The sequence below is a fragment of the Xenorhabdus mauleonii genome (genome assembly GCF_900113945.1).
GTDB classification, from domain to species: Bacteria; Pseudomonadota; Gammaproteobacteria; order Enterobacterales; family Enterobacteriaceae; genus Xenorhabdus; species Xenorhabdus mauleonii.
The window spans coordinates 83,607-105,841 of record NZ_FORG01000004.1 but is presented as its reverse complement, the minus strand read 5'-3'; the positions used below and the strand labels follow the sequence as shown (position 1 = coordinate 105,841).

Annotated in this window: 17 protein-coding genes; 10 read left to right on the top strand and 7 right to left on the bottom strand. The window is 41.3% G+C overall.

All coding sequences use genetic code 11. The features are described 5' to 3' along the window. Positions 1-440 precede the first annotated feature (440 nt). The 7 genes from ydgH (at position 441) to BM100_RS05310 (ending at position 9,916) form a co-directional block, all read left to right on the top strand. Positions 441-1,394 (top strand): DUF1471 family protein YdgH, encoded by a 954-nt coding sequence (ydgH, locus tag BM100_RS05340; RefSeq protein WP_092508677.1) that lies wholly within the window; start codon positions 441-443, stop codon positions 1,392-1,394. Positions 1,395-1,714: 320 nt separating this feature from the next. Beyond that, entirely contained in the window at positions 1,715-3,106 is a 1,392-nt protein-coding gene (locus tag BM100_RS05335; RefSeq protein ID WP_175494917.1) for a basic amino acid/polyamine antiporter, read from the top strand. A gap of 1,017 nt (positions 3,107-4,123) precedes the next feature. Beyond that, complete coding sequence (locus BM100_RS05330) at positions 4,124-4,654, top strand: fimbrial protein (RefSeq protein WP_092508673.1); 531 nt, start codon at positions 4,124-4,126, stop codon at positions 4,652-4,654. Between the two features lie 167 nt (positions 4,655-4,821). After that, complete coding sequence (locus BM100_RS05325; protein WP_092508671.1) at positions 4,822-5,508, top strand: fimbrial biogenesis chaperone; 687 nt, start codon at positions 4,822-4,824, stop codon at positions 5,506-5,508. Positions 5,509-5,593: 85 nt separating this feature from the next. After that, a complete protein-coding gene (locus tag BM100_RS05320) occupies positions 5,594-8,182 on the top strand; it encodes a fimbria/pilus outer membrane usher protein (RefSeq protein ID WP_092508669.1) in 2,589 nt (862 codons plus the stop codon). 59 nt (positions 8,183-8,241) lie between these two features. Beyond that, a complete protein-coding gene (locus BM100_RS05315; protein WP_092508667.1) occupies positions 8,242-9,243 on the top strand; it encodes a fimbrial protein in 1,002 nt (333 codons plus the stop codon). Between the two features lie 358 nt (positions 9,244-9,601). After that, positions 9,602-9,916 carry a DJ-1/PfpI family protein gene (locus BM100_RS05310; RefSeq protein ID WP_092508665.1) on the top strand — a complete coding sequence of 105 codons (315 nt, stop codon included), beginning with the start codon at positions 9,602-9,604 and terminating at the stop codon, positions 9,914-9,916. Between the two features lie 105 nt (positions 9,917-10,021). Here BM100_RS05310 and hrpA read toward each other — a convergent pair whose 3' ends face one another. Next, positions 10,022-13,942 (bottom strand): ATP-dependent RNA helicase HrpA, encoded by a 3,921-nt coding sequence (hrpA, locus tag BM100_RS05305; protein WP_092508663.1) that lies wholly within the window; start codon positions 13,940-13,942, stop codon positions 10,022-10,024. Positions 13,943-14,262: 320 nt separating this feature from the next. On the opposite strand from hrpA, the gene BM100_RS05300 reads away from it, so the two are divergent. Further along, the gene (locus BM100_RS05300; RefSeq protein ID WP_092508661.1) at positions 14,263-14,901 is read left to right on the top strand and encodes an FMN-dependent NADH-azoreductase; all 639 of its coding nucleotides are present in this window, start codon (positions 14,263-14,265) and stop codon (positions 14,899-14,901) included. 54 nt (positions 14,902-14,955) lie between these two features. On the opposite strand, the gene BM100_RS05295 is transcribed toward BM100_RS05300, so the two are convergent. Genes BM100_RS05295 through BM100_RS05285 form a run of 3 tightly spaced genes read right to left on the bottom strand, consistent with a single transcriptional unit; the run spans position 14,956 to position 18,168 of the window. Then, complete coding sequence (locus BM100_RS05295) at positions 14,956-15,276, bottom strand: YdbL family probable chaperone protein (RefSeq protein ID WP_092508659.1); 321 nt, start codon at positions 15,274-15,276, stop codon at positions 14,956-14,958. A 10-nt stretch (positions 15,277-15,286) separates the two neighbouring features. After that, the gene (locus BM100_RS05290) at positions 15,287-15,472 is read right to left on the bottom strand and encodes a YnbE family lipoprotein (RefSeq protein ID WP_169924667.1); all 186 of its coding nucleotides are present in this window, start codon (positions 15,470-15,472) and stop codon (positions 15,287-15,289) included. Between the two features lie 35 nt (positions 15,473-15,507). Then, positions 15,508-18,168, bottom strand: coding sequence for a YdbH family protein (locus BM100_RS05285; RefSeq protein ID WP_092509040.1), 2,661 nt, complete (start codon positions 18,166-18,168; stop codon positions 15,508-15,510). A 235-nt stretch (positions 18,169-18,403) separates the two neighbouring features. On the opposite strand from BM100_RS05285, the gene BM100_RS05280 reads away from it, so the two are divergent. After that, positions 18,404-19,399 carry a 2-hydroxyacid dehydrogenase gene (locus tag BM100_RS05280; RefSeq protein ID WP_092509038.1) on the top strand — a complete coding sequence of 332 codons (996 nt, stop codon included), beginning with the start codon at positions 18,404-18,406 and terminating at the stop codon, positions 19,397-19,399. A 24-nt stretch (positions 19,400-19,423) separates the two neighbouring features. Beyond that, complete coding sequence (locus tag BM100_RS05275; RefSeq protein WP_092508655.1) at positions 19,424-19,864, top strand: META domain-containing protein; 441 nt, start codon at positions 19,424-19,426, stop codon at positions 19,862-19,864. 282 nt (positions 19,865-20,146) lie between these two features. Here the strand turns inward: BM100_RS05275 and BM100_RS22960 are convergent, their stop codons facing one another. From BM100_RS22960 to BM100_RS05265, 3 genes are all read right to left on the bottom strand, one after another. Further along, the gene (locus BM100_RS22960; protein WP_169924664.1) at positions 20,147-20,311 is read right to left on the bottom strand and encodes a hypothetical protein; all 165 of its coding nucleotides are present in this window, start codon (positions 20,309-20,311) and stop codon (positions 20,147-20,149) included. Positions 20,312-20,582: 271 nt separating this feature from the next. Next, entirely contained in the window at positions 20,583-20,894 is a 312-nt protein-coding gene (ghoS, locus tag BM100_RS05270; protein WP_092508653.1) for a type V toxin-antitoxin system endoribonuclease antitoxin GhoS, read from the bottom strand. Between the two features lie 180 nt (positions 20,895-21,074). Further along, positions 21,075-21,284, bottom strand: coding sequence for a hypothetical protein (locus tag BM100_RS05265; protein ID WP_139216933.1), 210 nt, complete (start codon positions 21,282-21,284; stop codon positions 21,075-21,077). Positions 21,285-22,235: the final 951 nt, after the last annotated feature.

Sequence of the window (22,235 nt, the reverse complement as noted above, 5' to 3'; positions counted from 1 at the left end):
TTATTGCTGGTATCAGCAAAATCTATCAAAAAAATGGTAACGTTATAAAAATATTTTCTGGAAAAATTATCAATGGGTTAATTGGCCCTAAAGTAACCAACAGAATCAGAGCCTACCTATCAATATCACGATTGATACATTTGCAGAATAGATATTACCCCGTCTTGAGAAAAAAACCGTTTTCGACGTGGCTTATTTAAAGATATCGTGGTTTATAACCAAAAAGGATCAGCGGGAAAAAGAGGCGCTGCCTTCAACATAGAAATACCAGTAAGCGTAATTAGGCACGAATTGTGAATTGACTATGACATACAGAATCATCAAAGTATTTGGACATTTTTAAAATTACATATAATAATTGCGCCCTATGTGAGATAAAACCATAACAATGTTCAGCACGTTATAAATATTTAATGCGCAAGAAGGCGAAAGGATTTTTTATGAAGCTGAAGACAACGATCATCGCTACCACGGTGTTCTCATTAATGTCGATTACTGCTGCACATGCGGCCAAAGAGTTAACTCCAGAACAAGCCGCAGAGCTCAAACCTTTCGAGCGAATCGCAGTTACTGGACGTTTTAATGCAATCTATGAAGCTGCTGATGCAGTTTCCCGCCAGGCCGATAAAAAAGGCGCTGAAAGCTTTTATATCCAGAGTCTGGACGATCTCAATGGACGTGGTAATTTGCGCGTTGTAGCTGATTTGTATCATAAAGATGCAGAAAAAGCGGATAAAACAAAAAATTATCGTGTCTATCGTGGCATTAAAGAATTACCTAAGACTGAAGCCATCACTTTAGAACCTTTTGATACTGTCACCATCAACGGTTATTACCCAACCGATCCTGACATGAAAGAAGCCATTGCCAAAGCGGCCAAGAAGAAAGATGCAGCATCCTTCTTTATCGTTCGCGACATTACACCAAATAATGGTGGAAATCAGATAGTCACCGCTTATGTCTACAAAGAAGATGCGCCGAAACGCAAGGTTCAGTCCGATGATGCCGTGATCCCTGCTGATTCCGATGCTGGCCGCCAGGCACTGGCACAAGGTGGAGAAGAAGCCAAAAAAGTAGAAATTCCGGGTGTCGCTTCCTCCTCTTCAACCAGTAATTTCGTCGGTCGCTTTTTTGAAACCCAGACATCAAAAGGCGGGCGTTACACTGTAACCTTGCCTGATGGTACAAAAATTCAAGAGCTGAACAAAGCATCCGCTGCCCAAATGGTTCCATTTGATTCCGTCACTTTCTCTGGTTATTACACAACAGCACCTGAAGTTTCTTATCAGGTCGCCAAGCGTGCAGCAGAAAAAGGGGCTAAGTATTACCATGTTACAAGGGAATGGCAGTCCAATGGTGGCAATGTCACCATCAGTGCTGATTTATTCAAATAATCAGCAGATAGCTCCTTAAGTTATCCAAGAGGCACAAATAACACATTTGTGCCTCTTTTTATTGGAGTATTCAGCTTCCAGCATTAATTGATTTTCTTATACCCTCACATAATATTATGCATAAAATTTATGTTTTTTTGCATAGTCACCCATTGCATACACTGCATTCACTCCGTAGAATTCCCCTGTTTTTAGATTTATCTACTAAATCTTTTCTGCAATCCATAGCATGGATGCAATAAATGTCCAATATGTGTTCGATATTCAGAACAAGTGTTCTGGCTAATCGTGTCGATTATATTATTTTTAGGAACGTATCTTTGGAAAAGAAATTAGGCCTCACTTCTCTGACAGCACTGGTACTCAGCTCGATGGTGGGTGCGGGAGTGTTCAGCTTGCCACAAAATATGGCACAGGTTGGCAGCCCTGCTGCACTTATGATTGGTTGGGGAATAACAGGCATCGGTATTCTCTTTTTAGCCACTTCTTTGCTTTTACTTTCGCGTCTTCGTCCTGATTTAGACAGCGGCATTTTTACTTATGCCCGGGAAGGGTTTGGGGAGTTAGTTGGGTTTTGTTCAGCATGGGGATACTGGTTTTGCGCCATTATTGCCAATGTTTCTTACTTGGTTATTGTCTTTTCAGCATTAAGTTTTTTCACTGATACTGAACACTCTGTAATTTTTGGTGATGGCAATACGTGGCAATCGTTGATTGGTGAATCAATCTTGCTTTGGTTTGTTCATTGGTTGGTGCTTCGTGGTGTTCAAACGGCCGCAGGAGTCAATCAGCTGGCTACGATGGCAAAATTACTGCCGTTAGGTATATTTATTGTCTTGGCAATCGCCGCTTTTAAAATGGATGTGTTTACTTTTGACTTCACCGGCGTTGATATGGGGGTTCCCGTCTGGCAGCAAGTAAAGGATACGATGTTAATCACTCTGTGGGTTTTCATCGGGGTTGAAGGCGCTGTTGTTGTTTCCGCCCGAGCTAGAAAACGCAGGGATATTGGTCTTGCCACTGTGTTGGCTGTGGTTTCCGCATTAAGCGTTTATATACTCGTTACCCTTCTCTCGTTAGGTTTAGTCACCAGACCTGAATTAGCGGCCATGCGTAATCCTTCAATGGCGAATCTCATGGTTGAGTTAATGGGCTCCACAGGTGAGATTGTCATTATTGGTGGATTAATCATTTCCGTTTGTGGGGCTTATTTGAGTTGGACAATCATGGCTGCAGAAGTGCCATTTATTGCCGCCTTGCATGGTACATTTCCAAAAGCGTTCAACCAGCAAAACAGCAAAAAAGCGCCGGTGTCATCTCTCTGGATCACAAATGGAGCCGTTCAGATTTCTTTGATTTTCATCTGGATAACCGGCAGTAATTACAATACCTTGCTTGCGATTGCATCAGAGATGATTCTTGTGCCCTACTTTCTCGTTGGTGCATTTTTAGTAAAAGTGGCATTTGAACGTAGCAGCCGCCCTTTGCTGTCTATCGCTGTAGGCGCTTGTATTTATGGATTATGGCTGATTTATGCTTCAGGCTTAATGAATTTGCTCCTTTCCGTTGTGCTGTATGCTCCGGGTTTGCTGGTGTTTCTGTATGCCCGTAGGCAAAATGAGGAAAAAACGCCGCTCAACTTAATGGAAAAATCAGCCATAGTGATTCTAATCATTACAGCAATTCCTTCCACATGGGTTTTAATGCACTGATTGAGGTCTTGCTCCATCTGATTTTTTAGATACAAATTATTCTAACCATTCTATTCAGAAGCCAATATTTAAGAGGAGAACTTCCATTCTCCTCTTATTTTTTGCTCAAAATATGCTGAAAAACTAACTCAACCTGGTTAGTATTTTTGTCTGGTTTATCAAAAAAAAGTAGATAGTTACACCCTCACCTAGACAACATATCACACATTTCCCTGATTTTTTCCCATGAGATGGATTTTTAAAAACCCAGATAGTGGGCTCTTTTTGTACTTTCATAGTGCAGGTTTCTGAATTTTTGTTTGTTGTTACATGTGTATTTTTTGTTGTTGCTTAATAGTATGTTGTAACTAATATAGAGAAAATATGAACAAATCACACCCAATACATAAGCATTTATTTTGTTTTTATTTGATTTTATTTTTCATAAAAAATAAATAGCGTTATTAGCCACAATAATTGTAAGAGATATTATTAATAACAAGTTAACTTTATATAGATAAAATCATTGCATATTTGGCTTAAGGTATCCATTCAAGTCTTACTTATGTGAAATATATAACACAAAAACCAGAAGAACAAGATCCGATCACAAATGTATAATATTTACTTAAAAATGTAGCAAAAAAGACAAATTAAAGAAATATATGTATTTATTTGCATATTTATTTTTATAGAAAATCGTCAATTAATAGTTAATCTTATAAAACAGAATAAAAGTTCATTTTACGTTCAAAAAATACACTGTTTTATGAATAACAATACTATTAATGTTTACTTTACAGATAAAAAATTCAAAGAATGGGTTTTGTCGAGTTATTATTTTGAACTTTGTTAATTACTCGCTACTATATTCTCCGTATTACCTATCGATAAAGAAACATGAATTGTTGTTTCTTTGTTATTTTTAAGATGTGAGTTCGCAAAGTTTACTTGCTGTATTTATGTACGGCTTTAACGTTAATTCAATAAACTATTTCTCTGACGTATAACTACGCCAGAGATGGAACGTATTAAAAAATGAAAACCAAACTAATTATTTCATCTTTATTTGTTTCGTCTGTATTAATGTCTACCGCTCATGCTGCTGATGGACTAGTTAAATTTACAGGGAAAGTAACAGCGTCTGCATGTAAAGTAGATTCTGGTTCAATCGATCAAACTGTGAATCTGGGGACTATTAGTGCAAGTTCCTTCAGTGGTATTCACAGTACCTCTGCTCCTACTCGCTTTAGTATTAAATTAACTGACTGCCCAACAGAATATAAAACAGCTCAAGTTAAATTCGATGGTCAGACAGATAGAAGCAACAGCAGACTATTAGCTTTAACCAGTAATACTGGAGCAGCAACTGCCAGAGGTGTTGCAATCGCACTTTATGAAGATGATGGTAACTCGATGATAAACATGGCTGAAAGCTCACGTCCTCAGCGTTTGAGTGGTCAAAAAACTGATGAATTGAGTTTTGTTGCTAAATACATTGCAACAACGGCTAAAGTCGAGCCAGGTGCAGGTGATGCAGTAGCTAACTTTACTATTACCTATAACTAAGCTGTCTTAATTACAAAAAAATCCTAACGCCAAAAGGAACTAATGGCAAGGATGCCAATGCCATAGTACTCGTTTAACGGGTTTAAATAGTTACATTTGCCAATAGCTTTCTGATTACATTTACTTATTAATAAATATAAAAATAATTTTTATTTGGAGTTATCACTTTGAGATATTTTCGCATTTTTATTTTTATTTTCATCTGCATCTTCAGCATTAATACTTCTTTTGCGGGAGTCGTAATTGGCGGCACTCGTGTTATTTATATTAGTAACCAAAAAGAAGCTTCTATTTCCATCAGCAATCCAGAAACGGATATTTCTTATCTCATCCAATCTTGGGTTCAAGATGAACACGATGAAACTAAGACGCCTTTTATTATTACTCCCCCACTTTTTAAGTTAACAAGTGGAAATGAGAATATTTTACGAATTGTTAAAACCGGGAATAATTTACCTGAAGATAGAGAGTCTTTATTCTGGCTCAATGTTAAATCTATTCCTGCCACAGCTAAATCAGCGCAAAACCAGCTGCAAATCACGGTGAAATCGCGCTTTAAGCTTTTCTATCGCCCTGCCGACTTGGCTGAAGGTGCTGTAATTGCCTATAAGGCTCTGAAATTCAAGACCGATGGACACAAGTTGATTGCCGAAAACCCGACACCTTATTACATCTCTTTTACTGAGCTAAAGACCGGCAATGGTACAAAAAATTATGAAATTAAATCCGCTGGCATGATCCCGCCCTTTGGGAAATCAAGCTGGGATGTACCGATTAAAAACATCAACCAAGTCACTTGGAAAACTATCAATGATTTTGGTGGTGTAACGGCAGAAGAAAAACAGACATTTTGAGAAATAACTTATACCACTTATATACCCAATAAATTTCAAGCTACGTCCTGAAAGATAGCGGGTATATTAAAATTAGAAAATTATCATGGATAACTACCGTCATTATCTTCAACAAAATTTTTCTGATTATTGGCTGTTGTTTATCAAGCTACGCTTGCGCTACCTCTATTCTGTAAAAATAAATTATAGCCGAGTATTCTTTTGCGCATTGTTCATCACATGTTTTTGGGCTTATACCAATAAAGCTTACACGGAAGAGTATTTCAATATTAATGCATTGGAAAACCATTCAGGCTTTCCAGAGGATATTGATTTATCTCTTTTCACTCAGGATGAACAGCAGCCACCCGGCCGCTATTGGGTAGATATCTATCTTAACCGGGAGAAAGTAGATACCGGGAATATCGATTTTATTATTGTAAACCATAAGCTATCACCAAAATTTAAGGTACAAAAACTCCGGGAAATGGGTGTCAATATTGAATCACTCCCTTTGCTGCGTGATTTAACCCAAGATACGGAACTTGATGATATTGGCCAATATATCCCATCGGCATCGTCTTCTTTTGATTTCAAACATCAACGATTGGATCTCAGCATTCCGCAAGCGGTATTGAATCGTCAAGCCAGAGATTATGTTCCCCCTCATTTGTGGGAACAGGGGCTGACATCCTTGATGGTCAATTATAATTACAGCGGTTCCATGACTTGGCAAGACGCTCAACCAGGCACAACAAAAAATCATTTTCTTAATATCAGAACAGGTGCCAATTGGGATGCATGGCGTTTACGAAATCATTCCACTTACAGCAGCCAAGATAAAAAATGGCAACATTTCAATACCTATCTTCAACGCGATATTCATGCATTGAAAAGCCAATTAACATTTGGGGATAGCTATACCCCTTCCCCTATTTTTGATAGTTTTCAATTTCGTGGAATGCAGTTAGCTTCCGACGACAGCATGTTGCCTGATAGCCAAAAAGGGTTTGCACCGACGATCAGGCGAATTGCACAAAGCAATGCTCAGGTCATCATTAAACAAAATGGTTACACCATTTATGAATCTTACGTATCCCCTGGGCCTTTTGTTATCAATGACCTTTATCCAACATCGTCTAACGGTGATCTGGAAGTTATTGTCAAAGAAGCTGATGGGAAAGAGCATCGTTCAGTGCAAGCGTTTTCGACTGTTCCTATCATGCTCCGGGAAAATAGCCTACGGCATTCACTGGCTTTGGGAAAATACAAATCCAATTCTGATCATGGTAAAGAACCTTATTTTGTGCAGGGCACACTGATATATGGCGTTTCCAATAATGTCACGGCATACGGCGGAACGACAATATCAAAGGATTATCAATCTATTGCGTTAGGTGCCGGTTATAACTTCGCGGATTGGGGCTCAGTTTCTTTTGATGCGACTTATGCCAAAACTAATTCAACATCCAACGGCAGCTATTATGGTCAATCCTATCGTTTCCAATATGCCAAAGATATCCCCCTGACAGGAACTAACCTCTCCCTTGCCGGATATCGTTACTCGACGCAAGATTTTTACGATTTTAAAGAAGCCAATGAATTGGTTAATACAAATAACGGAGGCATCAACAATAGCAGCAATAAACGCAGCAAATTGCAGCTTTACATTAACCAGCCGTTGAAAGATTGGGGATCTGTTTACATATCGGCTTTACAGCAGGATTACTGGCAGCAGAAAGGTTACGAAAAAAATATCAGTGCAGGTTACAGCTCGAATTACAATTCCATCAACTATAACCTGAGCTACTCCTACAATGCTTTCCCGAGTGCAAATCGTAATGAACAGATTGTCTCTTTGAGCCTTCAAATCCCTCTTGACCGTTTGTTAAAAGACAGTTGGGTGAGCTACAACATGACGAGTAGTAAAAACGGTGACATGTCTCACCAAGTCAGCTTAAACGGCACTGCTCTTGAAGATAACAAACTGACTTATGGCATTCAGCAAAATTACACCAGCCGCAACAAAGATGTTGGCGGGAATATTACTGCTGAATACAAAGGAGCCTATAGTCAGATTAACGCGGGCTACAGTTACAATAACTATTTCAAACAACTGACTTACGGTTTAAATGGCGGCATAGTTGCCCACCCTTACGGTGTCACTCTTTCTCAATCTTTGGGAGATACACTGGTATTGGTGCGGGCAAATGGTGCTAAAGGAATTAAAGTGCAAAACCATGCCGGCATTAAGACGGACTGGAAAGGCCATGCCATTGTACCTTATGTCAGCAGCTACCGAAAAAACCGCATTGCTCTGGATACCTATTCAATGGGCAACGATGTTGATATTGATATCAATACCCAAACCATCGTCCCAACCCGAGGCTCAGTAACTTTGGCTAATTTTCAGACACGCATTGGTCACCGTGTGTTATTGACTTTGTCTCACAAAGGCAAAGAAATTCCGTTTGGTGCAACTGCAACGTTAGAACAACAACATGATGAAAGAAGTGAACCCAATAGCACCATTGTCAGCAATGATGGGCAGGCTTACCTCAGCGGTATACCTGATTCAGGCCAGATTTGGGTGAAATGGGGTCAGAAAGGTGCTCAGGAGTGCCGGGTAAATTACCAACTTCCTGATAAAACGCCTGAATCGGGTTTATACACTTTGAACGCAACGTGTGAATAACAAAACCGGATATCTATTTCAGATTAAAATATGTCGTTGAAATACTATGGAAATTATTTATGACCAGTAGATCCAGATTATTATTGCTGAGTGTGTTTATCCTCAGCATGATAAGCAGTTTTGCCAGTCAGGCAAGAAATTATTGCGGGTATGCTCCCGGTGTTGCAGCCAAAACAACAGCCGTCTCTTTTGGTGATATCGTGATCCCAAGGGATTATCCCATCGGGACAACCATCCGGGAAATTTATCTCGATGAAGTGGATGTGCAGGGCTACCTCGCCTTCTGTGATTACCATACCTCCGCCACATGGGATGAACCCGCACTTGATCGGGCACACTATAACTATGACGCGATTTATGAATCTGGCATACCCGGCGTCGGGATCCGCATTAATACTTGGGGGCCTGGCTTTGGTATCGATTGGCTACCCAGAACGGCATATCCAGCACAATATTGCTACCCGGTTCATGGATATCACGGCAAAGTCCCCTATTGTGGTAAAACATTCGGCTACTTAACTGTGCAGCTAATAAAAATAGCCCCTACAACTGGCTCAGGCATGGTGCAAAATAGGCTATTGACGCGGGCTAGACTAGACCCTGATATGACTATACATACTTTTTATCTGACCAATACCCGCATCATCACTCAAGGGTGTTCCCTTACACAAAGCACGACTTTCGTTAATATGGGTGAAGTCAAGACTAGTGATTTCCGTGGTGTTAATAGTACTGCGGGATTAAAGGACTTCAATTTGGAAGTAGATTGTGATGCTAATCTAGATGTTGATGTTACATTGGATGGACGGCCAGCGAAAAGTTATGCCAATAATATTTGGGCGTTGGATTACAGTAGTGACAACGTCACGGCTACAGGTATTGGTTTACAGATATTGTTATTCAATAAACCATTAGATATGCGTGAGCCTATTATGCTTCGCCCCAGCCATAGAGTAAGACATTTCTCTATTCCATTGCAGGCACGGTATATTCAAACTGATCCGCGCATTACCCCCGGTAAGGCAGATGCGACTGCCACTGTTACCCTGACTTATCAATAGATTGTTTTATCCTATTTTTAACCCCGCTCAATATTGAGCGGGGTTAAAAAACATTACTCTGGAATGTAAACCCCCGTAGTCCCATTTTCGTAAATCCTCATATCCGATAATCAAAACGAATAGCAATAATTCCACCCTCCCGTTTTTCAGTCCCCTGCTTTAAAGATAGATTGAATTTTCTCTGTAGTTGATGATGAGGGGTTTGATTGTAGTGCAACAAGTATGTTGTAACTAATATAGAGAAATATTAGCTTTTCGCCAGAACCACCCGATTCAATATTACCGTCACTTCCGTTATTAAGAATCTATTATTTGAATTACTACTTAACCTTAACTAACATCGACTTACGTTGGTACGATCTGCACAGGATCAGCTCTGTTAGCGAAAACGGTCTTGCTTAATGGCAAAAAAGCCACAAGCAATAAAGAGTCTTTTCAGTGGGTTGTGGAGCAAAACAGAAGTGTGGATTGGGTAAAAGAAGCAAGGTGGGTAGAAGATGGAAAATACTTCACTTCTTCTGGAGTATCTGCCGGTACAGATATGTCACTCGCGATGATAGCTAAGATTTATGGCATTGATGCTGCAGTTTCTTTTGCAGACATGGCAGAATATGAATGGAACAATGATCCCCATCACGATATTTTCGCAAAGAAATATGGACTAATAGATTAGTGTTCACAATATGATGGTATTTTAAAAACTCGATCAATAATTTAATCAAGTATTGGTTAATAGGGCTGTGAGTAATTTATTTACTACAGCCCTATTATCATCATATTAAGACGCTATATTTTCCATAGCCTGAAAAATACGTTTGTCAGATATTGGATAAGCCGTACCCAATTGCTGGGCAAACAGGCTAATCCGAAGTTCTTCAATCATCCAGCGAACTTCTTTTACTTCCGGTAGTTGTTTTTGCTGAACAGACAGTTTTGCCAGCCATTGTTGCCATTGACGCTGAATATGCTCAATCCGGCTCATGTGCGCCCGATCTTTGTTCGGATCAACCGCCAGTTTTTCCAATCGGCGCTCAATACCATTCAGATAGCGCAAAACCTCCGCCAGCCGTTTCCAACCATGAGAAGTCACAAATCCATTAAAGACCAGACCTGATAACTGTTCTTTAATATCTGATAAGGCAAGTGCAAGGGCAATGTCTACCCGCCCTTTCAGACGTTTATTGATATTAAAGACCGCAGTCAGGATTTGCTCGACCTGTCTGGCAATCTCTACTACTGCGTCATTCAAATCAGCACGCACTTTATTCTGCAAGTCAGAAAACGCCTGCTCATTCCATGCCGGGCCACCATGCTCTGCTATCAGTTTATCCACACCGCAGGAAATGCAATCGTCGATCAAATCCAACACTTTGCCATAAGGATTGAAGTACAGCCCCAGCTTGGATTTGTTCGGTAATTTCTCATGCAGATATTTTATCGGTGACGGTATATTCAGCAGCAGCAGGCGACGTGTTCCTTCCCACATTGCATTTTGCTGTTCAATTTCAGTTTCGAACAGTTTAATGCCGATACAATCTTTCTCGTCCACCAAGGCCGGAAACGCTTTGACGGAATAGCCACCACGCTTTTGCTCATAGCGTTCGGGCAATTCTCCAAAACTCCAGATGTGCAGGCCACTTTGTTCGATACCGTCATCTGCAACCGCTGAAAGTGTTTCCTGAACTTTTCCTTTCAGTTTCAGTTTCAAGGCAGATAAATCTTTACCTTCAGCCAGCAATCTGTTTTTCTCGCCCGCCCTTTTTTCATCAAGAATACGGAATGTAATCTTCAAATGATCAGGAACTTGTTCTAGCTGCCAGTCTTCGCGTGACACTGTCACGCCGGTCATACGGCGCAGTTCCCGCTCAAGGCTCTCCAATAAAGCGCCTTGCGGTTGACTGACCCGTTCCAGAAAGGCTTGTGCATAGTTAGGCGCAGGGACAAAATTACGCCGTATCGGTTTTGGCAATGATTTGATTAAGGCAACCACCAATTCATGACGAATTCCCGGAATTTGCCAGTCGAACCCTTCATCTCTGACCTGATTCAACACCGGCAAAGGAATATGCACTGTAACGCCGTCAGCATCGGTTCCCGGCTCAAATTGATAACTTAAACGGAACTTCAAATTATCTTGATGCCAATAATTCGGATAGTCCAAGGCACTGACTTTATTGGCATCCCCTTTAATCAACATGCTCTTTTCAAAGTTGAGCAATTCTGGTTGATCTTTGCTTGCGACTTTCCACCAGCGATCAAAATGACGGGATGACACAACGTCCTTGCCGACTCTTTGGTCATAAAAACTGAACAAAGTATCATCGTCCACCAAGATATCCCGCCGACGCGATTTATGCTCCAGTTCTTCTACTTCTTCACGCAGTTTTAGGTTAGCACGGAAGAAAGAGTGGCGAGTCTGCCAGTCCCCTTCAACCAATGCGTGACGGATGAACAATTCGCGACATAGCATGGGATCTTTCTGGCTGTAATTTACCAACCGCCCTGCCACAATAGGCAAACCATACAGGGTGACTTTTTCCGTTGCCATCACAGCGCCCTGTGATTTTTGCCAGTGTGGTTCACTGTAATGATGCTTAATCAAATGGGCTGCCAATGGTTCAATCCATTCAGGCTCTATGCGCGCAGCAATACGCCCCCACAAGCGGCTGGTTTCGACCAATTCCGCCACCATTCCCCATTTGGGCGGCTTTTTAAATAATCCCGAACCAGGAAAGATAGAGAAACGGGCATTGCGTGCACCAGTGTATTCCTGTTTATCCGTGTCTTTTTGGCCAATATGGGAAAGAAGCCCTGTCAGCAGCGCAACATGGATACTGCGGTAATCCGCTTCTTGACTATTGATTGGTAAGCCAATTTCTTTCACCACTTGTCGGAGCTGGGTATAAACATCCTGCCATTCTCTGACGCGCAGATAATTCAGGTAATCCTGACGACAAAGCTTGCGGAACTGGGAACTGGAAAGTGCTTCTTGCTGTTCCTGTAAGAAATCCCACAATTTCAGGAACGCAATAAAATCAGAATCTTTATCCGCAAAACGGCGGTGCTTTTCATCTGAAGCCTGTTGTTTTTCCAGCGGCCTTTCCCGCGGATCTTGAATGGATAGTGCCGAGGCGATGACCATCACTTCACGAACACAGCCATGAGCCTTGGCTTCCAGCACCATACGGGCTAAACGCGGATCGATGGGCAATTGTGCCAATTGCCGCCCCATTGAAGTCAGTCGATAAATGCCTTCTGACGAGGTTTCCGGATCAATTGCTCCCAGTTCCTCCAACAACCGAACACCATCTTGAATATTACGTTTGTCCGGAGCTTCAACAAATGGAAATGCACTGACATCCCCCAAACCAATGGAGGTCATCTGCAAAATAACAGAAGCCAGATTGGTACGCAAAATCTCAGGATCCGTGAATTCCGGCCGTGATAAATAATCATCTTCCGAATAAAGGCGAATACAGATACCGTCCGAAACTCGCCCACAACGCCCTTTACGCTGATTAGCCGATGCTTGGGAAATAGGCTCTATCGGCAAACGCTGTACTTTGGTGCGGTAGCTGTATCGGCTTATGCGCGCAAAACCCGTATCAATCACATACTTGATGCCCGGTACCGTCAGTGATGTTTCTGCTACGTTCGTTGCCAGAATAATACGCCGGCCGACGTGAGGCTGGAATATCCGGTTCTGTTCACTGTTGGATAGGCGTGCAAACAGCGGCAAAATTTCAGTGTGCAGGAAGTTTTGTTTATTGAGCGCATCTGCGGTGTCACGAATTTCTCGTTCACCACTCATGAAGACCAATATGTCACCGGCACTTTCTCGCCCCAGCTCCGTCACCGCATCAATGATGGCCTCAAGTTGATCCCGGTCGCCGTCACTATCATCACTCGCTACAGGCCGATAACGGACTTCCACCGGATAAGTACGCCCAGAGACTTCAATAATTGGCGCTTTATTAAAATGGCGGGAGAAACGTTCAGGATCAATGGTGGCTGAAGTGATGATAACTTTCAGATCAGGGCGTTTCGGCAGCAATTGCCGTAAATAGCCAAGAATAAAATCGATATTCAGACTTCTCTCGTGGGCTTCATCGATAATCAACGTATCGTATTGCAACAGTAAGCGATCTTGCTGCAATTCTGCCAACAAAATACCATCAGTCATCAACTTGACCAGCGTGTTGTCACTCACCTGATCATTAAAGCGGACTTTATAACCTACCGTAGAACCAAGCGAAGTTTCCAACTCATCAGCAATGCGGTTGGCAACTGAACGTGCGGCTAAACGGCGGGGTTGGGTATGACCGATTAACCCTTTAACCCCTCTCCCCAATTCAAGACAGATTTTCGGAATTTGGGTGGTTTTCCCCGAACCGGTTTCCCCGGCAATGATAACAACCTGATTATCCCGAATGGCTTTATAGATATCGTCTTTCTTTTGGCTGACAGGTAAATTTTCAGAATATTTAATTGATGGACAAGCCGCTTGGCGATTGATGACTTTTTGTCTTGCAGCCGCAATGTCCGTAGAAATGGATTGAGCAACCGCCTGCTGGGATGCCTGGTTCTTAATTTTTGCTGCTCCATGCAAACGTTTTTTTAAACGGAACTGATCGCGCAGCGATATATGATCAAGTTCAGCAAATAATTTAGCAATAGGTGCGGTCAAGGGTAATTCCACAGTGATAAATCCTTGTGACGTTTTTAACTGAGTAGCGCTGTCTAATGCAGGCTCAGAGGGTAATTGCTTATGGCTTAGCTTAATGGTTAAAAGTGTAACATATTTTATGAAATTCAATGTAACTCATATACAATCCACTCTTAGCTAATTTATTACTTTGTATACCAGGTGGTTGATTAGGTAATGAAGTTATTCAATAAATTTGAACTCTAACCTCGAAATAATGAACTATTAGAAATCTGGTTTACCACTTAAGATAGCACCACTCCACAATAATAAACAAAGTGACAATTCACACTTTGTTATATAAGGAATTGAAAATGAGTAAAGTGCTCGTATTGAAATCCAGTATTCTGGCACAAGCATCACAAAGCAGCAAAATGGCTGATTATTTCACCGGAGAATGGCTGTCTCATAATCCTGATAGCCAAGTGACAGAGCGCGATCTGGCTGGTACTCCGGTTCCAGTGCTAGACAGTGAACTATTCGATGCGTTACGCCAAAACAGTACAGAGTTATCAGAGCGCCAAAAAGCCGCTCTGGCTCTGTCAGAGGAAATGATTTCAGAGCTAAAAACACACGATGTCATCGTGATTACTGCACCAATGTATAACTTTGCTATCCCTACACAGCTAAAAAACTATTTTGATTTGGTAGCCCGGGCAGGAATGACATTCCAATATACCGAAAAAGGTGCCCAAGGCTTGCTGAAAGGTAAACGGGCCATCGTCTTAATTAGTCATGGTGGTATTTATAAAGGCGGCCCAAGGGATACAATCCCATCATACCTGAGTGTTTTTCTTGAGTTTATTGGTATTACTGATGTGGAATTCATACATGCGGAAGGTCTGTCGCTAGGTGAAGAATCAGCCAAGCAAGCCCACTTGAATGCCAATAAATTGATGGATGATATCATCCAGGAAATGATACAGACACTACCAGAAGAAAATGCCGCCTGAACAGCCCCAAACAAAACCTGAACATACAAAAAATAAGTGCGCCGTGTGGCGCGCTTATTTCTTCACCCAATTGCCGTTAATACCAAGAACATATTCTCCTGGGGCAGCCCGGTTTACCAATTTTTCACCTGCGATTTTCGCAACTTGATCGGCTGTCATATTGTTTTGAGCGGCAATTTCAGCGTATTTTTTTCCTCGCTCACTGTTAATTTTGTGAACCACAGACTGCGCATCCTGAGTATTTTTTACCGGTGCCAGATAGCCGCTGAATGTCTCTCCTACCAACCCTTGTTGCTTTGCTTCACTCAACGTCATGCCGATGGCAAAAGAACTGAATAGCAGACTCAATACAAATACTATTCCTGCCTTTTTCATATTCCCGCCCTTAGAATAAATTAGAGTTATTTTTGAGCATATCCTCAATTTGCCTATCGACTTTAATATGGATCTCATGCTCAATCTTCACATTCATATTGATGTTGATGGGCTTATCCGGTGTCGCCATTTCCAGCCTGACACACCCCATCAACATCAGGCTGCTCAATATCATGCTCCCCAGCATCATTCGCATACTGGCACCCTGCGACCTGTACCCAATTTCTGTTGTCATTTGTCACTCCCACCCATTACAGATATGTTTTTCTGTAACCATTCTTCCAGATTACTGCCAAAACGCAGACTGTGCCATAATTGAAAAATATTCTCCTCATGGCGATAATTGAGCCGGACTTCACGCCGTCTATCTACCACAGGGTTAACCCCGCTAATTTCTGAATGCAATCTCAACACACCCAGATTATCCAGCGTAACATAGGCCTTTGAATGGCTTATTTCCAAATAACGCAGCCAATCCATTGCTACACCTGCAGATAAGTCATTTTTCCCGATGGAATCTACGGTATCTTTATCCAGCCTTAAGGTTAAATCCCCTTCGTTGGAGATCCACCCTTTCTTGATAATCCAGTAGTTATCATTCAACAACACGGGCAATTCGCCACTGATGTGACCTGACATGGCCATTTGCTTGACTTTCAAGACACCAAATAATTTACTCAAATTCAGTTTATTAAACCGCAAGACGGCTGCCTCTTTTTGCGGCAGTTGTAATTTATCCATCTCCAGTTTGCCATCCAACAGATCAACATTCACATTGCTCAATACCAATGGCTTGGTATCAGTTGACGGATAAAACCCCTGCAAATCAGCAGTCACATTCTGCATGGCAAATAAGTCTTGAATCAATTTGACGCGTAGCTGAACCGGAGATGCCACGCCCAATTGCCAAATGTGCTCCTGCAAACGCCATGGTAAAACGAAATTCAAACCATCAACTTCGCCATTTTTTAACCACATGCCTGCATTTTTCACAACCCAATGCCCGCCGGCACGCAGACCTTGCCCTTTTGCTATTGAAAAAGCGGCTTGAGCGTAAATATTTCCGCCACGTAATGTAATTCCCAAATCCGGCGGGATCAACGACTGAAAAGCCAATAGCGATTGTCGTGGCCAACGGGCCTCTCCCCTCAAGCGATCGCCGTCCCAACGCCCATACAATGGAATGGGGCCAATTCCTTTAGAGTACAATTTACCATTCAGCATAAAGTTTTCAGGCGATTGGCCAACCAATGAGGCTTTAAAATCGAAGGGAGGCAAAAAGCCCCCGGAGCGGAATTCTGTTCTCTTCGCGGACAACTGCAATGATAATTGCACATCCCCCATTGAAGCGGGACGATTTAGAGGCCTTTGCCAAATCAGTGGGTTAACTAACGCTAAACGTGGTTCGATGATTTTCACCGAGCCATGTTGGATACGATCAAATCCTGTGCTTAATTGGTTCACCGTTATTCGTGATTGATTCCAATTGCCGGTGCCTGCAATATCCCATTTTGCTTGTAGCGGAGGTAAATTCCCATTCCCCCAATAACGCCATTTCCAATTTCCGTGATCGGGAATAAAATTCTCTGCATAACCATCCAGGTGGATTTTAAATGCTCCCCAATAACTGTCTTTTGCTTGCACAATCGCTTGAAGCCGGCCCGTGAATCCGTCGCGAGTCAAGTGAGTCCCAGCTAAAGGCAAACGGGCTTCTTTGACAAAAAAAGTTTCACTCACTTTCCCCCATGCTCTAAATAAGGCGCCTGACCGAAACGTGATTTTAGGCGCAGCCAGCGATCCTGTCACAACAGCAGGCAATGACATGGTCATGATCATGGAATCTCTATTCATTTGCCCGGTTAACTGGAATGGAATATGGGCATCAGTAATATTGATGGATGTCGGCTGTATTGAAAGGACAACATTGCCTTTACCCTGTTCATTTTGCGTAACCAGATTTATCCGCCCACTGACAGACATTCCAGCCAATCCCTTTTTCCATTGTTCGAGTCGCACATTTATCCCGCCAGACAAAGACTGCCCTGCATTCAGCCATTGCCATTTACCATTCGTTATCTGAAATTGAGATTCATCAAACGACCAAGGTAATTCCGCCAGCCTGTGTTGTTTTTGTTCTTCTGTAACGGTTAGTTGCCCGGCTCGCCCTTTCCATTTCAACGCCAATTGCAGTGGCTCAGAATATTGATTCAAAGACAAATAAGCGATGACTTGCCCCTGTTCAGGCCAGGTTTCAATATCCAAAGGCAATTCGATATCACCTTGCAGATTAATTTCTTGTTCAGGCAGCTTCATAAAAAACTGCTGAATAATAAGCGCCTTTTTATCCGTGATGTTCGCGCTGAGTTTTAGTTGTTCCCCTTGATAAGAAAAAGTTTGTTTCTGAGATGAAGAACTGAATTGAACTCTACCGGCAAATTGCGGCCACGGCATTAGCGTGAAACGCTCGACTGTAAAATGACGCGCAGGAATAGAAGATAATATGTGTTGAATCGATAAAGGTGAGGATTGCATTTCTGTCGGTTGTTCGGCCAATAGCTGCGTCAAACACTGGCTTTGGGTGTCAATATTATTTGCATGAACATCCCAATTATGGCCTTGGTTGCTTTTAGGGGACGAATCCTTGCGGTACAGATACGCCACTGAAAGACCTGATATATCAATCAATTCACACTCTTTTGCTCTTAATGACAGGCTTTCCAACCATAATCCCTGCTTTTTCCATTCGGGCTGGCTTAAAGAGAGGGTAACGCCTTGTGGCAACCAATAACTGGCAATCCATGGCACCCAACGTGGAAGTGTAAACCATCCCACCAAAATCAATAACACCAGCAATATCAACATTACTGCGAACACTTTTAATAGCTTGGTCATCAAATCCATATCTCATCTTTTCAACCTAAGAGCAACTTCCTGTTATGATAGTCTCATATCAGGCTCTGAGCCGATTTATTATACTGGCAATTACGAAGAATGGCTTATTCGAGTATAGCGAGAGATAACGCTTAGAGTCTTCAATAGAAATCATTATTGCACACAGACTTACAGCAAGATGAGTTCAATGGACGACTCGAATGATTTCACGTTACTGTTGGGTGGAGATGTTGTTATGAAATTGGTTGTTTACAGTACAAAGCAGTATGATCGTAAACATTTTGAAATGCTCAACCAAAAACTTGGCCTTGACTATCACATCGAGTTTTTTGACTTTCCCCTGAGCGTACAAACAGCCAAGAATGCGATTGGAGCAGATGCAGTTTGTATTTTCGTCAATGATGATGGTGGGCCGGAAGTTCTGCAAGAATTGTCAGAGATGGGTATCAAGATACTCGCATTGCGTTGCGCAGGTTTCAATAATGTTGATCTCGATACAGCCAAAGAGTTAGGCATTAAAATTGTCCGGGTGCCTGCCTACTCACCTGAGTCAGTCGCTGAACATACTGTTGGGCTGATGTTGTGCCTGAATAGGCGTATTCATCGTGCTTATCAACGTACCCGCGATGCCAACTTTTCCCTTGAGGGATTGACAGGTTTCAATATGTACAAACGTACGGCAGGCATTATCGGTACGGGGAAAATTGGCCTTGCCACTCTACGGATTTTGAAAGGATTCGGGATGCGTTTGTTGGCTCATGATCCATACCCAAATCCAGAAGCCTTGGATATGGGAGTAGAATATGTTGATTTAGATACGCTATATGCTGAATCAGATATCATTTCTTTGCATTGCCCCATGACTCCAGAAAATCATCATCTATTGGATGAAACTGCATTCAGTAAAATGAAAGATGGAGTTATGGTTATCAATACCAGCCGGGGTGCCCTCATTGACTCTATTGCCGCCATAAATGCATTGAAACAGCAGAAAATTGGGGCATTAGGTATGGATGTTTATGAAAACGAACGCGAACTATTCTTCGAAGATAAATCAAATGATGTTATCCAAGATGATATCTTCCGCCGTTTGTCTTCCTGTCATAATGTACTGTTTACCGGTCATCAGGCATTTTTGACAGAAGAAGCATTAACCAGCATCAGTGAAACTACTTTACAAAATATCCAGCAATTAACTTCCGGGAAAGATTGCCCGAATCTCGTTGGATAATGTCAGCAAACATCAGGAGATCAAATGAAAAAAGCGATTCCGTTAGTGGTCGCCACTTTACTACTTGCAGCGTGTCAGTCTCAGGAGGTTAACGCCACAGGAAATGTCACAATCAAAGACTTACAAAATCATCATTTTGCTCTAGTCAGCGTCAATAGTGAGGATGTCTCAAATAAAAACGATAGCAAACTCTCCATTACATTCGGTAAAGACATGCACATATCTGGTGCTATGTGCAACAATTTCATGGGAGTAGGCAAATTAAAAAATAGCATTCTCACTGTAAAAAACTTAGCCAGCACCCAGATGTCGTGTGTTAATAATAAGCTTAATCAATGGGATAGAGTCATCAGTAATGTACTGATCAAAGGGGCAAAAGTCAGTTTACAAGGCAAGAAACTCATTCTGGTGCAAGGCCAAAACACATTGATCTATGCGTTACGGGATAGGGAATTTACTCAATAAGTTGTTAATGCACAGTCATTCAGGCTCAGTTTAATGCATTATTTTTTTCTGTTTTAAAAACTATACGCTCACATAATTTTTCGATTACCCGGTATGATGCTGGGTAATCTGATAAACGGAACAGCATGATGGTAGCCACTGTGTAAATAGTTATTTCGAGATGCCGTTATTATAAATAATAGTTATTATTGTTGATAATCAATATTTATAATAGTTACTTAAGATAGTTTTGTAGAAAAAACCTCGCCAAAGCGAGGTCATAGAACTTTTTCATATAGTTATTTATTGTGACAACATAATACCAATAGCCAGTGTTACCACAATCCAAACCCCTACAAACGTTATATAGCTCATCAATCTGTTATTCATTTTTTCACCTTCCCTTATTATCAAACAAATATCCATAGCTGCACGGTAGTGGCTTTGATTGTCTGAAATAGAAATCATTTCGACAGTACCTTATATATATTGGGTAAGCAGCATAAGCGCTATTTTAATATTTATTACAATGAGCATAAAAACGGCTGGGTTGTTTTAGAAATAAGACAATTCCTGAGCAATAAAGCCAGAAATCAGAGAAGATGAAATATATTAGAGGGGGAGCTGTTTTTATCAAAAAAACCAAACAGCATGATAAAAACAAGCTCCAACGATTCCATATCGAATGTTTTAACCTTTGGGCACTGGCATCCGGGCCGCCGCCGCCTTTCCTTTGGGCTTAATCCCCCGAACCTGCTTCTGTATGTTGTTTCTCGGGATAAAGCGCCGCACTCCAGTTACTGTAAGTGCAGACAAATATGGCCGGATCTTTGTTTGAAAACGGTGTTGCCATGGATTTAATTTTTTCCGTTAACTGCATAGATTCCAAGGTAGAGCTGCCGATATAAGTCCCACTGGGAAGGCGATGCCATTTGCCATTGGGAAAGCGAATAGATTGGCTGAATTGATTCGCCGTCATCCTTTTATGCAATTTGTCATAACCATCAGAACCTGTACCATAAAGTTCTACGCGAACCAAATAACTTGCCATTTTTCTTTCCTTGTATCGACTATTGAACAAACAAGTTATCAGTTTTCCTTTACTATTTAAAGCGAGAAAAGAAAGAAAAAAACCGATATTAATGACTATTTCTTTGAGTACCTATTAAAAAAAACCGCTTTGGCGATCGGAACCAAAAACCCGCCGGAAGCGGGTTAGTTAATGGGATTTTTATGGTAGGTTATATATTCTGACAATAGAGATTCTTGCTACGCTATTATTAAGTTGATTAGCGTTAGAAGATGCGGTATCTATCACCAAGTTTAAAAAATCATTAACCGCATTATCACTCCAATCAAAATCGAAAGAAATTTGTGAGCTAACCAAAACAGAATTGTCACTACCCAGGCCATTATAAGTAACAATATATTGACTCATCATTCATTCCTCCGCTTTATGCTGTCTGGCACACTGTACAGAAGTGTTCTTTTTTTCGCCATTTGATTAATTAACCATCCAACATAAAACAAAATCATTTCGTGCTCTTTAAGAAATAAAGCGGCACTTATGGTTGCGTTCCTTTCAGCGATAAACCTTCAGTGCTAATCTCTCTCTCAGGGATAATCACCTCCAAAAAGGTTAAGCAGACCGTGACTGGCTTTCTTCAAGGTTTATCCTGAATGGCCTTTGATAGTGCTTCAAATGAAGCGCGATAACATACAAATTTAGAAATGCCACAATATCCGGAAAGGTGGTAACACAAGCTCTTATTTTAACGACTACCTTATTATTCTGACCGTGAAAAAATGGGCGAAGTGATTAATATTTCATTTATTTTCAAAGAGTAAACAACAAGTAAGGATTATTCGTTTGTATTATCGTGGAGATCGCAGTGCGAGTTATGGCTGATATGCCACGTTGAGTAAAAACGTTATGTCCAGACGACATAATGATGGCTATGACATACTAGGAATAGTAAATGATTTTATCTAGAAATATATAAATATTCATAATTAATTTATGTCGAGCGTAGGTTACTTCCTCACTCTCTTGATCTAAATATAATCAGCTATGAGAAAAACATCATAATACCTTTATCCAACGACAGGATGCACGTGAAGTTATTCGCAGGACAGTTTACCTCCGTCTCGCTGATAACACCCATTTCCGAATCTGAGAGATTCTGGCTATTGTCTCCTGATATTCCCTTTGCCATCCCAGAATCAATACTTCACTCTTCGTTTATTGAATAATTTTTAATACACACTGAATGTATTTCAAACATTCTTAAAAACATTTTTATTTCAAAAAGAATTAAATTGCATAAAAAGCAATTTGCATTATTGGCAATGTACACATTATAAATTTTTCGGCACGATCATTTTCGATATA

Bases quoted from the DNA above. Each gene is read 5' to 3' on its own strand.
- ydgH (WP_092508677.1), top strand. From the start codon at position 441: ATGAAGCTGAAGACAACGATCATCGCTACCACGGTGTTCTCATTAATG.
- BM100_RS05330 (WP_092508673.1), top strand. From the start codon at position 4,124: ATGAAAACCAAACTAATTATTTCATCTTTATTTGTTTCGTCTGTATTA.
- BM100_RS05320 (WP_092508669.1), top strand. From the start codon at position 5,594: ATGGATAACTACCGTCATTATCTTCAACAAAATTTTTCTGATTATTGG.
- BM100_RS05315 (WP_092508667.1), top strand. From the start codon at position 8,242: ATGACCAGTAGATCCAGATTATTATTGCTGAGTGTGTTTATCCTCAGC.
- BM100_RS05300 (WP_092508661.1), top strand. From the start codon at position 14,263: ATGAGTAAAGTGCTCGTATTGAAATCCAGTATTCTGGCACAAGCATCA.
- BM100_RS05295 (WP_092508659.1), bottom strand. From the start codon at position 15,276: ATGAAAAAGGCAGGAATAGTATTTGTATTGAGTCTGCTATTCAGTTCT.
- BM100_RS05290 (WP_169924667.1), bottom strand. From the start codon at position 15,472: ATGCGAATGATGCTGGGGAGCATGATATTGAGCAGCCTGATGTTGATG.
- BM100_RS05285 (WP_092509040.1), bottom strand. From the start codon at position 18,168: ATGACCAAGCTATTAAAAGTGTTCGCAGTAATGTTGATATTGCTGGTG.
- BM100_RS05280 (WP_092509038.1), top strand. From the start codon at position 18,404: ATGAAATTGGTTGTTTACAGTACAAAGCAGTATGATCGTAAACATTTT.
- BM100_RS05275 (WP_092508655.1), top strand. From the start codon at position 19,424: ATGAAAAAAGCGATTCCGTTAGTGGTCGCCACTTTACTACTTGCAGCG.
- BM100_RS22960 (WP_169924664.1), bottom strand. From the start codon at position 20,311: ATGATTTCTATTTCAGACAATCAAAGCCACTACCGTGCAGCTATGGAT.
- ghoS (WP_092508653.1), bottom strand. From the start codon at position 20,894: ATGGCAAGTTATTTGGTTCGCGTAGAACTTTATGGTACAGGTTCTGAT.
- BM100_RS05265 (WP_139216933.1), bottom strand. From the start codon at position 21,284: ATGATGAGTCAATATATTGTTACTTATAATGGCCTGGGTAGTGACAAT.